At 71.6% G+C, this 12,415-nt stretch carries 11 protein-coding genes; 3 read left to right on the top strand and 8 right to left on the bottom strand.

The annotated features are described in order from the left end of the window. The first annotated feature begins 48 nt into the window (after positions 1–48). A complete protein-coding gene (locus ACZ7CD_RS13650; protein WP_470378980.1) occupies positions 49–1,725 on the top strand; it encodes a DEAD/DEAH box helicase in 1,677 nt (558 codons plus the stop codon). Between the two features lie 298 nt (positions 1,726–2,023). Continuing rightward, positions 2,024–5,608, top strand: a complete 3,585-nt coding sequence (locus ACZ7CD_RS13645; protein ID WP_470378979.1) for a DUF4082 domain-containing protein — start codon at positions 2,024–2,026, stop codon at positions 5,606–5,608. A gap of 6 nt (positions 5,609–5,614) precedes the next feature. Here the strand turns inward: ACZ7CD_RS13645 and ACZ7CD_RS13640 are convergent, their stop codons facing one another. Both ACZ7CD_RS13640 and ACZ7CD_RS13635 read right to left on the bottom strand, forming a co-directional pair. Beyond that, complete coding sequence (locus tag ACZ7CD_RS13640; RefSeq protein ID WP_360385950.1) at positions 5,615–6,295, bottom strand: SDR family NAD(P)-dependent oxidoreductase; 681 nt, start codon at positions 6,293–6,295, stop codon at positions 5,615–5,617. Next, the gene (locus ACZ7CD_RS13635; protein ID WP_470378978.1) at positions 6,292–7,041 is read right to left on the bottom strand and encodes an inositol monophosphatase family protein; all 750 of its coding nucleotides are present in this window, start codon (positions 7,039–7,041) and stop codon (positions 6,292–6,294) included. The genes ACZ7CD_RS13640 and ACZ7CD_RS13635 overlap by 4 nt, the downstream gene beginning before the upstream one ends. A gap of 116 nt (positions 7,042–7,157) precedes the next feature. Here ACZ7CD_RS13635 and ACZ7CD_RS13630 point away from each other — a divergent pair, with 116 nt between their 5' ends. Further along, complete coding sequence (locus ACZ7CD_RS13630) at positions 7,158–8,003, top strand: SGNH/GDSL hydrolase family protein (RefSeq protein ID WP_470378977.1); 846 nt, start codon at positions 7,158–7,160, stop codon at positions 8,001–8,003. Here ACZ7CD_RS13630 and ACZ7CD_RS13625 read toward each other — a convergent pair. From ACZ7CD_RS13625 to pqqA, 6 genes are all read right to left on the bottom strand, one after another. Then, on the bottom strand, positions 7,957–9,105 hold the full coding sequence (locus ACZ7CD_RS13625; RefSeq protein ID WP_470378976.1) for a PucR family transcriptional regulator: 1,149 nt from the start codon (positions 9,103–9,105) through the stop codon (positions 7,957–7,959). The two genes, ACZ7CD_RS13630 and ACZ7CD_RS13625, sit on opposite strands and share 47 nt — an antisense overlap. 68 nt (positions 9,106–9,173) lie before the next feature. Next, complete coding sequence (gene pqqB / locus ACZ7CD_RS13620; RefSeq protein WP_360385958.1) at positions 9,174–10,052, bottom strand: pyrroloquinoline quinone biosynthesis protein PqqB; 879 nt, start codon at positions 10,050–10,052, stop codon at positions 9,174–9,176. Beyond that, positions 10,049–11,128 (bottom strand): pyrroloquinoline quinone biosynthesis protein PqqE, encoded by a 1,080-nt coding sequence (pqqE, locus tag ACZ7CD_RS13615; protein ID WP_360385960.1) that lies wholly within the window; start codon positions 11,126–11,128, stop codon positions 10,049–10,051. The genes pqqB and pqqE overlap by 4 nt, the downstream gene beginning before the upstream one ends. Next, complete coding sequence (gene pqqD, locus ACZ7CD_RS13610) at positions 11,121–11,390, bottom strand: pyrroloquinoline quinone biosynthesis peptide chaperone PqqD (RefSeq protein WP_360385962.1); 270 nt, start codon at positions 11,388–11,390, stop codon at positions 11,121–11,123. Before pqqD ends, pqqE begins: the two co-directional genes overlap by 8 nt. Continuing rightward, a complete protein-coding gene (pqqC, locus tag ACZ7CD_RS13605) occupies positions 11,384–12,082 on the bottom strand; it encodes a pyrroloquinoline-quinone synthase PqqC (RefSeq protein WP_360385964.1) in 699 nt (232 codons plus the stop codon). Before pqqC ends, pqqD begins: the two co-directional genes overlap by 7 nt. Before the next feature lie 169 nt (positions 12,083–12,251). Beyond that, positions 12,252–12,374, bottom strand: a complete 123-nt coding sequence (gene pqqA / locus ACZ7CD_RS13600; protein WP_360385966.1) for a pyrroloquinoline quinone precursor peptide PqqA — start codon at positions 12,372–12,374, stop codon at positions 12,252–12,254. Positions 12,375–12,415 lie beyond the last annotated feature (41 nt).

The raw sequence follows: 12,415 nt of genomic DNA, 5'->3' as shown, positions 1-12,415 counted from the left end.
CAGCTGGCGACGCGCTTCCGCACCGGTTCGCAGCTGGCAGTTCTCGAGGTGGCCGTCGATCTCGAAGAGCTGCTGGCGCAGCTCGGCGTGCTGTCGACCTGGCCGCGGCCGGAGACCGTGGTCTGGTCGGAAGAGCTGGCTGATCTCGTTCGCGGCAACGTCGAGGACGCGGAGGTCGTGAGGCAGCAGCTCAGTGAGCCGGGCTCCGCCATCGGCCTCCCCGCTGACCGGGTGGCCGATGTGCTCGGCGATGACTGGATCGGCAACCTGCGGGAGTTCCAGCGCCGGGACATCGGCAAGCTGCTGGCCCTGCGGCACGGCGCCAACTTCAGCGTTCCGGGTGCGGGCAAGACCAGGGTGGCGCTCGCCGTGTACGCGGCGCAGCGGAAGGAGGGGAGGGTCAGCCGTCTTCTGGTCGTGTGCCCCAAATCCGCCTACGACTCCTGGCTGTTCGAGAGCGGCGCGTGCTTCGAGCGCCCGCTGCGCACCCTCATCCTCGACCGCGGCATGGACCCGTGGGCCGAGGTTCTGATCATCAACTACGAACGGCTGGCGCGTTCGCTCGGCACGCTCGCGTCCTGGCTGAAGGCCAAGCCCTCCATGATGATCCTGGACGAGGCGCACCGCATGAAGCTGGGTTCACGCGGCATGTACGGCGCCGCCTGCATGGCGCTGGGACCGCTCGCCCGGCGACGGCTGATCCTCACGGGTACGCCTGCACCCAACGGGGCCAAAGACCTGGAAAGCCTGATGGGTTTCGCCTGGCCCGGGTACGGCCACCGCACGGTCGCGTCCGCGGTGTCGGGCGGCGATCTCTCGTACGCGAGCACGGTGTTGCGGCCGCTGTTCGCCCGCACGACGAAGCTCGAGCTCGGCCTGCCGCCGATGGAGCCGAAGGTGCGCTACGTCGACATGCCGCCCTTGCACGCGCAGGTGTACGACGCGCTGGTGGGGAAGGTGGCGCTGCAGGGGATGCGGCACGACCTGGGCACGCTCGGCAAGACGGCGTTGCGGTTGCTGATGGCGGCCACCAGCCCGGCTCTCCTGGTCGAAGGTGTCTCGAGGTACGAGCCTCTGACCTATCAGTTGCCCCCGCTGGAGGAGGAGATCCCCAACGCCGGGTCGATGCTCGACCTCATCAAGCGGTTGCCGGACTTCGAGTTGTCCCCGAAGTACAAGGAGACCGTCGCCATCGTGGCGGCGAATGCCGCGAAGGGGCGCAAGACCCTGGTCTGGACGACTTTCGTGCGCAGCTTGAACACCCTTCAGAAGCTGCTGGCGGAGTACCAGCCAGCAGTGGTGTACGGCAGCAGCGGCAACAGGAGCGAAGAGCTGGAGCGGTTCCAGAACGATCCGGACTGCCTGGTGCTGGTGTCCAACCCCGCGACGCTGGGTGAGGGCATCAGCCTGCACCACGTGTGCCATGACGCCGTCTACGTCGACCGCGACTTCGCGGCCGGGCGCTTCCTGCAGAGCCTCGACCGCATCCACCGCCTCGGGCTCGCCCCTGACACCGAAACACGCGTGACCGTTCTGGCCGTCCGGAACACGATCGACGAGGTCGTCGAGATGCAGCTCGGTCAGAAGCTCGAGTTCATGGGGAAGATCCTCGACGACCCCTCGGTGCAGGTGCTCTCGGACCTCGAGGAGGAGCCAGCGGTCGCCAGTGGGCTCGAACCGGGCGACATCCAGGCTCTGCTCAGCCACATCCGATCTCCGCGTTAGCCCGCTTGCGCGCAGATCGCGTGTTCCTCCGCGCGCGGTCAGCCACTGCGAAGCGCCCGGCGAGGCGCTCGTCGTGTGGAACGCAGGACCACCTCGGGCCTCGGCACCCGGCCGGTCCTGCGTTCTGTTGATGCCGAGAGTTCTCGCAGCTCAGGCTCCCTCCGTTACAGGATTTGGCAAACCTTTCATCGTCACCTAATCCATTCGGGTGTCAGCGTGCCCACTGGGCTAACGACGACTACGGAGAGGCATACATCCCGGTCACGAGCATGTCCAGAGGGGGACGAAGGGGGCCGGGATGCCGAACCCGATCGTGACCGAGAACCAGTTGCCGGGGAGTCCGAAGTCCGAGTGGGACGGCATCAGCGGGGCCGCTGATCCCACCCTGGCGGGCTTCACCACGAAGCTGAGCGTCAACAGGGGCCAGACGATCGACTTCAAGATCCACTCGAACTCCGCGAACTACCGCATCGACATCTACCGGCTCGGCTACTACGGGGGTGCCGGCGCGCGGAAGGTGCACACGATCCAGCGCACCACCTCGTCGGTGCAGCCGGCCGCGTTCAACGACCTCGGCACCGGGTTGTGGGACGCGTCGAACTGGTCGGTCACCGCCTCGTGGGCCGTGCCCGCGACCATGGTGTCCGGTGTGTTCCTCGCGAAGCTGGTGCGGCAGGACGGGGTCGCGGGGGCGAGCCACATCCCGTTCGTCGTGCGCGACGACGGGACGCAGCGCGACATCGTCTTCCAGACCTCGGACACCACCTGGCAGGCCTACAACGGGTGGGGTGGCGCGAACCTCTACGGCGGCAACGCGGCGACCGGGACGCCGACGGGGCGGGCGTTCAAGGTGAGCTGCAACCGGCCGTTCAGCACGCGGCTCGCGCAGGGCGGTGTGGACGCCGGGCCGCAGGACTTCGTGCTCAGCGCCGAGTACGCGATGATCAGGTGGTTGGAGCGCAACGGGTACGACGTGGCCTACGTGACCGGCCTGGACGTCGGGCCGGGCAACTACGTCCTCACCAACCACCACGTGTACCTCTCCGTCGGGCACGACGAGTACTGGTCGGGGGCGCAGCGTGCGCGCGTCGAGGCGGCCAGGGACGCGGGGGTGCACCTGTGCTTCTTCAGCGGCAACGAGGTCTACTGGCGGGTCCGCTGGGAGCCCGACGTCACCGGCACGCCGAACCGGACCATGGTCTGCTACAAGGAGACCAGGAACGCCGCCAAGATCGACCCGAGTCCGGAGTGGACGGGCACCTGGCGCGACCCGGCGTTCTCACCGCCCTCGAACGGCGGCGTCGCGGAGAACCGGTTGACGGGCACCAGCTTCTCCGTCGACTCGCACCAGGCCGACCGGATCGAGGTGCCGGAGGCGTACGGGAAGCTGCGGTTCTGGCGCAACACCGGCATGGCCGCGCTGACCGCGGGACAGGTCGGGTACGTCGAGGACGGCGTGCTCGGCTACGAGTGGGACGAGTCGCCGGACAACCGGTTCCGGCCGCCGACGCTCGTCAAGCTCTCCCGCACCGACCGGTTCATCGGCGCCAAGTACCTCCTCGACTACGGCACCACGACCGGTGACGGCGACGCCACCCACCACCTCACGCTCTACCGGGCGCCCAGTGGTGCCCTGGTCTTCGGCGCCGGCACGGTGTTCTGGTCGTTCGCACTCGACGCGGTGCACGACTACACCAGCACCGACCCGTCCATGCCCGTGGTGTCCGAGGACCGCGACGCGCAGCAGGCGACCGTGAACCTGTTCGCGGACATGGGGGTGCAGCCGGAGACGTTGCAGGGCAACCTGACGCCCGCCACGGCCTCGACGGACACGACGCCGCCGGTCACGGTGATCACGACGCCCGCGAACGGTGCGACGTTCACACAGCAGGCGCAGGTGATCATCAGCGGCACGGCGAGCGACGTCGGCGGCCGCGTCGCGACCGTCGAGGTGTCCACCGACAACGGCCAGTCCTGGCGGGCGGCCACGGGTACGACGAGCTGGTCGTTCTCCTGGTGGCCGCACCTGCCGGGCACGTACGCGGTCAAGGTGCGGGCCGTCGACGACAGCCTCAACGTCGAGAACGGGCCCACGCGCACGGTGACGGTGACGCCCGCGGCCTCGGTGCGGCTCTTCCAGCCCACCGACGTGCCGTACGGGCTGCACGCGCCCGACGAGAACCCGCTGGAGCACGGCATGCGGTTCTCCGTAAACACGCCCGGTTCCGCCACCGCGCTGCGGTTCTACAAGAACCCGTACAACACCGGTGCGCACACCGCCCGGCTCTACAACGCGGCCGGCACCAAGCTCGCCGAGGTGGGCTCCACCGGTGAGACCGCGAGCGGCTGGCAGCAGGTGAACATCGCCCCGGTCGCGCTGACGCCCGGCGAGACCTACACCGTCAGCGTGCACTCGGCGAAGTTCGAGAACTCCGACCACAACTTCTTCCACGTCCCGCGCACGTGCGGTGCGATCACCGCGCCCGCCGACGCCGGCGTCTTCCGCTACGGCGCGGGCGGCACCATGCCCACCGAGACGTTCCTGAAGTCCAACTACTGGGTCGACGTGGTGTTCGCACGGGCGGGCGGTGCCGGCAACCTGGCGCCCGTCGCGGTCGGCAACAGCGGTTTCACCACGCCGGTGGGCACCGCGCTCACGATCCCCGCGGCGACGTTGCTGGCCAACGACTCCGACCCCAACGGCTACCCGATCTCGATGGTGTCGGCGGGTTCTGCCACCAACGGCACGGTGAGCTTCGACGCGGGCGCCCAGACCGTCACGTTCACGCCCACCGCCGGTTTCTCCGGGCCCGCGAGCTTCCAGTACACGATCACCAACGGGTTCCTGCAGTCCTCGGCGACGGTGAGCCTGAACGTCGGCGCCGCGATGACCACGCAGTCGCTGTTCACCGGCGCCGACGTGCCCGCCATCCCGAACTCCACCGACAACGGCCCGGTCGAGCTCGGCGTGAAGTTCCAGTGCACGGTGGCGGGGGCGAGCGCGACCGGTGTGAAGTTCTACAAGGGCACGCTGAACACCGGGCCGCACACCGGCCGGTTGTGGAGCGCCACCACCGGCGTGCTGCTCGCGACCGCCACGTTCAGCGGTGAGACGGCGAGCGGCTGGCAGAGCGCGACCTTCCCGTCACCGGTGTTGTTGACGCAGAACCAGTTCTACGTCGTCTCGTACCACACGACGACGAAGTACTCGGTGACCGAGAACGGGTTCACCTCGGCGCGGACGGCGGGGCAGCTCGTCGCACCGTCGAGTGCGAGCGCGGGCGGCAACGGCGTCTTCACCTACGGCCCGGCGGGCAGCTTCCCCTCGTCGTCGTTCGTGGCCAGCAACTACTTCGTCGACGTCATCGCCGCGGTCCCGGTGCAGCCGCCGGCACCGGTCTCGTTGTTCAGCGGCTCCGACGTGCCCGCGATCGTGAACTCCGGCGACGTCGGCCCGCTGGAGCTGGGCGTCAAGTTCCGCACGTCCTCGGTGAACGCCACGGCGACGGGCATCAAGTTCTACAAGGGTTCCCTGAACACGGGCACGCACGTCGCGCACCTGTGGAACGCCGCCACGCAGCAGCTGCTCGCCACGGCGACGTTCACCGGCGAGTCGGCGAGCGGCTGGCAGACGGTGACCTTCGCGAACCCGGTGCCGTTGACGGCCAACACCACCTACATCGCCGCGTACCACACGACGACGCGCTACTCGGTGACGAACGGCTACTTCGCCAACGCCAGGGTGGTCGGCTCGCTGACGGCGCCGTCGAGTGCGAGCGCGGGCGGCAACGGGGTGTTCGTCTACGGCCCGGCCGGGTCGTTCCCCGCGTCCAGCTTCGACTCCACGAACTACTGGGTGGACGTGGTCGTGCAGGCCGGCTGAGCAGGGCTACCAGGTGGGGCGTGCGGTCACCCCGCCGTCGACGACCAGGTCGTGGCCGGTGATCCACGCGGCCAGGTCGGAGGCGAGGAACACGCACGCGTTCCCCACGTCCTCGGGCGTGCCGAGGCGGTGCAGCGGGGCGGCGTCGTGCCAGCGCGCGACGCCCTCCGGCCACTGCTCCTCGATGCCGGGGCGGCTGATCAGGCCGGGGGACACGGTGTTCACCCGCAGCCGCGGCCCGTACTCCTGGGCCGCGGCCCGCGCGTGCACGACCAGCGCGGCCTTGGAGGCGCTGTAGTGGGCGTGGCCCGCGGCCGGGTGGGTGCCCTCGATCGACGCGATGTGCGTGATCGACCCGCCCTGCGGCAGGACCTCTGCGGCCGCCTGGGTGACGGCGAACGGCCCGGTCAGGTTGATGTCCACAACGGACTGCCAGGACTCGGTGCTCATGCCCGGCAACGGTTCCACGGGCTGCACACCGGCGTTGTTCACCACCGCGTCGAGCCTGCCGTGCAGTGCGAAGGCCTCCTCGACCACGCGCCGCGCCGCGAACCGCAGGTCGCCGTCGGCACGGCCGCGGTGCGGCACGACGACGGCGCCGGCCGCGGTGAACCGGCGCGCGATGCCGGCCCCGATCGTGCCGCCCGCGCCGGTGACCAGGACGACCCGGCCGCTGAGGTCGATCACGAGACGATGCCCTCCAACCGGTCGCGCAACCAGTCGACGACCTCACCACGGCCGGCCACGAAGCCCGCCGCCCCCAGCGCGTCGCCGCCGACGTGGTGGAACACGCCGCCGGCCGCCCGCACCAGCACCGCGCCGGCCGCCACGTCCCACGGGTGGATGCCCAGGTTCGCCGCCGCGTCCGCCCGCCCGGCCGCGACCCAGGCCAGCGACAGCGCCGTCACGTAGACCCGCCGCACGTCCGCGACGGCGAGCAGGTCGGCCAGCAGCTCCACCTCGCCGCTGTAGGGGCTGCCGGGCAACGGGACGTCGGTCAGCACCACCGGCCGCGGGCTCGGTCCCGGCGGGATCACCAGCCCGGCCGACCGCACCGCGAACGGCACGCCCTCGGCCGCGGTGAACAGCTCGTCGCGGAACGGGTCCAGCACGCACCCCGCCACCAGTCGCCCGTCCACCGCCGCCGCCACCGACAGGCACGCGAGGGGCAGCCCGCGGACGAAGTTGCGGGTGCCGTCGATCGGGTCGACGTACCAGGTGATCCGCGCCTGCTCCGCGCCCAGCTCCTCGCCGACGACGGCGGAACCGGGCACGTCGAGCGCACGCCGCAGGAACGCCTCGACCGCCAGGTCGGCACTGCTGACCTGGTCGAACGCGCCCTTCGCGGCAACGTCCACCGGCAGCTCGCGCAGCAGCTTCGCGGCGTCCACGCAGGCCTGCGCGGCGAGGTCGAGGAGTTCGCCAGGAGTCACGCCCCCATTGTGATCGGTCACAAACCCGACCGGCCGACTCTGGGCAACGTCCCACCCCCGCACGTGACCGGAACCACCACGATGAGCTGACCTGACGACGACGTTGGAGGTTCGGGATGCGGATCGTGGCCGGGTTGGCTCTGGTGGCGGGTTTGGTCGCCGGAACAACCACCGCCCAGGCGGACACCGTGGAGTACGTGGCACTGGGCGACTCGGCGGCGGCCGGTCCGCTGGTCCCGGCCCAGGACCCGGCGCTGTGGTGCCTGCGGTCGGCCCGCGACTACCCGCGGGTGGCGGCGGAGCTGCTCGGCGCGCGGCTGACCGACGTCACCTGCTCCGGTGCGAAGACCGACGACTTCACGGGCCGCCAGTTCGGGTTCGTGGCACCGCAGTTCGCCGCGCTCAAGCCGTCCACCGACCTGGTGTCGCTGACGGTCGGCGCCAACGACGTCGGCCTGTTCCAGACGGCGTTGAGCTGCATCAACCTGCTGCCCCAGCCGATCGGGGTCTCCTGCAAGGACCGCTACACCTCCGGTGGGACGGACCGGCTGGCCGCGGCCGTGGACGCGTGGGGGCCGGAGCTCGGCACCGCGCTCGACGAGGTCAAGCGCCGGTCACCGCGGGCGAAGGTGCTGGTCACCGGCTACGGCACGTACATCAGGCCGGGCGGCTGCTACCCGGTGCAGCCGGTGTGGAGCCGGGACGCCGACTACCTCCAGGGCGTGCTCAACCGGGTCAGCGCCACCGCGCGGGCCGAGGCCCAGAAGCGCGGCGCGACGTACGTGGACTTCGCCGCCGTGACCGTGGGCCACGACATCTGCGCCGCACCCGCAGACCGCTACCTGGAGGGGCTGGTGCCGACGACCGCCGCCGCGCCGCTGCACCCCAACGCCGCCGGCATGGCCGCGTTCGGCGCTACGGTCGCGCGCGCCGCGCGGCCAGGGCAGCCGCCAGCAGCGTGACGTGCTCGATCCGCGTCGGGTCGAGGCCGGTGAGCTCCGCGACCCTGCGCAGCCGGTAGTCCACGGTGTTCGGGTGGACGTGCAGCTCGGTGGCGGCCGGCCGGCGCGACCCGCGGCGCAGGTAGACCTCCAGCGTCTGCACGAGCTCGTCGGACAACGGCGCCACGACCGCGGCCAGCGGTTCCAGCGCCGCGCTCGGCCGGGACAGCTGGTACTCCAGCAGCACGTCGGCCAGCCGGTACAGGCCGGGACCCGAGCGCACGGCGACGGCGAGCACCTCGCGGGCGAGCCCGGCGGCGGACGCGACCCCGGACGGCGGGGCCGCGACCGCCGCCACCGTCAACGGCACCCCGGCGGCCCGCGCCGCGTCCGCCACGACTCGGTCGGCCCGGTCGTCCTCACCCGGCAGCAGCACGATCCCGCCGTCGGGGGTGAGCGCCGACAGGACCGGCTCGCGGCTGTGCCGTTCCAGCTCGGTGCGCAGCCGCCGCAGCTTGCGCCGCCCGGCCACGGCCGCGTCCACCCCGTCGGTCAGCTCGTCCGGGTGCGGCGGCACGTGCAGCGCCAGCACCACCACGGGCCCGTCCGCGACCCGCGTGCCGTCGAGCAGCCCGGTCAGCTGCGTGTGCCGCGCCGACCGCTCGTCGTCGAACATCGTCTGCCGCTCGTCGAGGTACCCGGCGCTCACCACCGGCGTCACGAGCTGCAGGTACCGCATGGCCAGCGCGTTGAGCGCCAGCACCTCGCCGACCTCCTCCGGCCGCGCCTCGGGCACCAGCACGTCCCAGACCACCTGGATGCCCACGTGGTACGCCGTGAGCACGACGTCGACCGGCACGCCCTCCTCCGCACGCCGGGCCGCCGACTCGCGCAGGAACCGCAGCTCGTCGGCCGTCGGCAGCTCCCGGCTGCGCAGCACCCGCGCGAACGCCCGCAGCGTCCCCTCGATCACGCGGGCGATGTCACCGGAGAGCTCCTCGGCGGGCAGCTGCCGGTAGCCGGGCACCCGGTCGGTGATCTCCGCGAGCACGAGCCGCACGAACGACGGCAGCTCCGCGACGATCCGCTCGGCCAGCGGACGACCACCGATCACGAAGGACATCCGCCCATTCTGGCCCGTTCGGGGTCCGGGGCACCTCAGAGTCCGGGGCACCTCGGAGTCCGGGCACCTCAGAGTTCGAGCACCGTGCCGTCCTGCGGGAGCTCCACCCCCGCCGCGCGCACCTGTGCCGCCTCCGGCGAGTCCGGGTCCAGCACCGGGTTGGTGTTGTTGAGGTGCGTGTAGATCCGCCGCACGGCCGGGAACCGCCGCAACCGCGGCAGGCTCGCCGTGATCGGCAGGTGGCCCATCGCGGCCTGCCCGGACCCGCTGCCCGTCGCCGTGCCCATCTCGGAGGCCGCGTGGAACGTGCCGTCGAGCACCAGGCAGTCCGCCCCGGCCACCACGTCGTCGAACCCGTCCGGCCAGTGCGCGAGGCACGGCGCGTAGACCAGCACACCACCGGTGACCGGGTCGGCGAACCGGTAGGCGACCACCCAATCGCCCTCCACGGTGGACGACCGCGCGTACTTCGGGCGCTTGCCGCTGATCGGGACCGCCGTCACCCGCAGGCCGTCGAGCTCGACCTCGGCGGTGGTGACCTCGCGCCAGTCCACGGGTGCGTACCCGTCGACCACCGAGCGCAGGTCGAACCGGTCGCGCAACGCGTGCAGCACCGGGCCCGGCGCCCACACCGCCAGGCCCGTGCCGCCGCGCAACGTCAGCAGGCCGAGCGCGTGGTCGAGCTCCGCGTCGGTGAGCAGGGCGCCGCGCACCGGGGTCTCGCGCGGGCCGGGACCGGGGTTCAGCAGCGCGCAGGCGACGAGCTGCGTGCGGATGTCCGGCGAGGCGTTGACCAGCCACCAGCGCGTGCCGTCGGCGCTGACCGCCAGGCAGTCCTGCGACCGGGCGGGCAGCTCGCCGGACCGGGCGCGGACGCACAGCGCGCAGGCGCAGTTCCACTGCGGGAACCCGCCGCCGGCCGCGGTGCCCAGCAGGACCGCCTTCACGACATCCTCCGCATGGCCACGGCCGGTTCGACCGCCGGTGCCACCTCGGTCGCCAGAATCAGGTCCACAGTGGACCGATGCGGCGACAGCGAGCACACCGGGTCGGTGGCGGCGGCGTCACCGGTGAGCTGGAACGCCTGGCACCGGCAGCCGCCGAAGTCGACCTCCTTGCGCGGGCACGACCGGCACGGGTCCCGCATCCAGTCGAAGCCGCGGAAGGCGGTGAACGACGGCGAGTCGTGCCAGATGTCGTGCAACGACGAGTCGCGCACGTTCTCGACCGGCAGCGTCGGGATCACGGTGGCGGCGGGGCAGGGGAGCACCGAGCCGTCGGGCGCCACGGTCAGCTGCCGCGCACCCCACCCGTACATGCACGGCTTCGGGTGCGCCTCGTGGTAGTCGGCGATGACGTAGACGATCTCCATCACCCCGCGCAGCCGTTCCTGCGCCGCGGCGACGACCGGGCCGGCCGCCGCCAGCTGGTCGCGCGTGGGCAGCAACGCCGCCCGGTTGCGCAGCGCCCAGCCGTAGTACTGGGTGTTGGCGAGCTCCAGCCGTTCCGCGCCCAGCCGCTCGGCCAGCGCGATGATCCCGGCGACGTTGTCGAGGTTCTGCCGGTGCAGCACGGTGTTCACGGTCAGCGGCAGGCCTTCGGCGCGGATGAGGGCCGCTGCCTCGACCTTCCGGTCGAACGCCTTGATGCCCGCGATCCGGTCGTTGCCTGCCTTGGTCGCGTCCTGCAAGGAGAGCTGCACGTGGTCGACGCCGCGCCCGGCCAGGTCGTGCAGCCGGTCGCGGGACAGGCCCACACCGGACGTGACGAGGTTGACGTAGCAGCCGAGGCTGTTCGCGTGCGCCACCAGCTCCGGGAGGTCCGGTCGCAGCAGCGGTTCCCCGCCGGACAGGTGGACCTGCAACACGCCCAGCGAGCGGGCCTGGTCGAAGACGCGCAGCCAGTCCTCGGTGGGCAGCTCGGCGTCCCTGCGCACCAGCTCCACCGGGTTCGAGCAGTACCCGCACTGCAGCGGGCAGCGGTGCGTGAGCTCGGCGAGCAGGCCGAACGGTGCCTCAGCCATCGACGTCGACCACCCTCCGGTCCACCAGCCGCGCCACCAGCTCCGCCACGTCCGCGGGCTCGACGCCGGCGTACTCGTCGCCCAGCGCCAGCGCGATGTCCCCCACCGACCGGACGCCGTCGCACAGCGCCACGACGGAGGCGGCGGTCTCGTTGAGCACCAGCACGCCCTCGGGGAACAGCACGACGTGCGCGGAGCGGATCTGGTCGTAGCCGCGTTTCACCCCACGCCGGATGCGCGGCACGGCGCCGAGTGCTAGCACGGCCTGCCCCTGCCCGAGTAGTAGTCGACGGCGTCCAGCACGGCCCGCAGCACGTCGCACTTGAACGCCAGCGCCGCCACGGCCGCCAGCTGCTGTTCGCGGGTGCGGGCGTGCCCGACCACGACGTCCACAGTGGCCTGTCCCTCGCCGGCGACCGCCCGGATGCGGTCGGTGAAGTAGGCGAACCCCTCCTCGGCGATCCACGGGTACCGCTCCCGCAACGCCGCGAGTCGCTTGCGCATCAACGCACCCGAGAACATCTCGGTCAGCCCGGAGGCGACCCCCTCGACCCACGGCCTGGTGCGCGCGAAGTTCACGTAGGCGTCGACGGCGAACCGGACGCCGGGCAGCACGTGCCGTTCGTCGAGCACCTCGTCCCTGGTCAGCCCGACCGCCTCGGCGAGCAGCAGCCAGTTCTCGGCGCCACCCTCACCGGGTCCCGTGCCGTCGTGCCACACGATCCGCTCGCGCCACTGGCGGCGGACCTCCGGCACCGGGCAGTTCGACAGGATCGCGGCGTCCTTCTGCGCGATGCAGCGCTGGTAGTACCAGCGGTTCGCGGCCCACGCCTGCAGCTCGTGCTTGCTCAGGCCGCCCTCGTGCATGCGCAGGTGGAACGGGTGGCTGTCCCAGTACCGCGGGGCCAGCGCGCGGAGCTCCGCAACGAACTCCTGGGCGGACACGGCTTTCATCAGCGTGCACTCCTCAGCGGTTGGCCAGAAGTCGTACCCGTCGCGTTCGCTCCCCTGGCTTCGACGACGATTCGATCATGTGTTGGTGGTACTTGCAGATGCCGTTGCCAGCAGGGGAGTGCGGGAGACCGGGGCCCCCGCCGCCGCGGGGGTCCCGGTGCGGGCCGCGTCAGCTGCGGGCCGCGTAGGCGGTGACCTCCATGGGCGTGTCGAAGTCGCGGAAGTCGGGCTTCACCCACTCGCGCTTGACCTCGGGAAGCTTGTGCTCGGTAGCGGTAGCGGCAACGTTCATGCGCGACTCCTCGGGTCTACGGCGTGCCCGGGAAGGGCACG

The organism is Lentzea sp. NPDC036949 (assembly GCF_055608075.1).
Note: the sequence above shows the minus strand (reverse complement) of the source record. Positions and strands in the feature narration are given on the sequence as shown.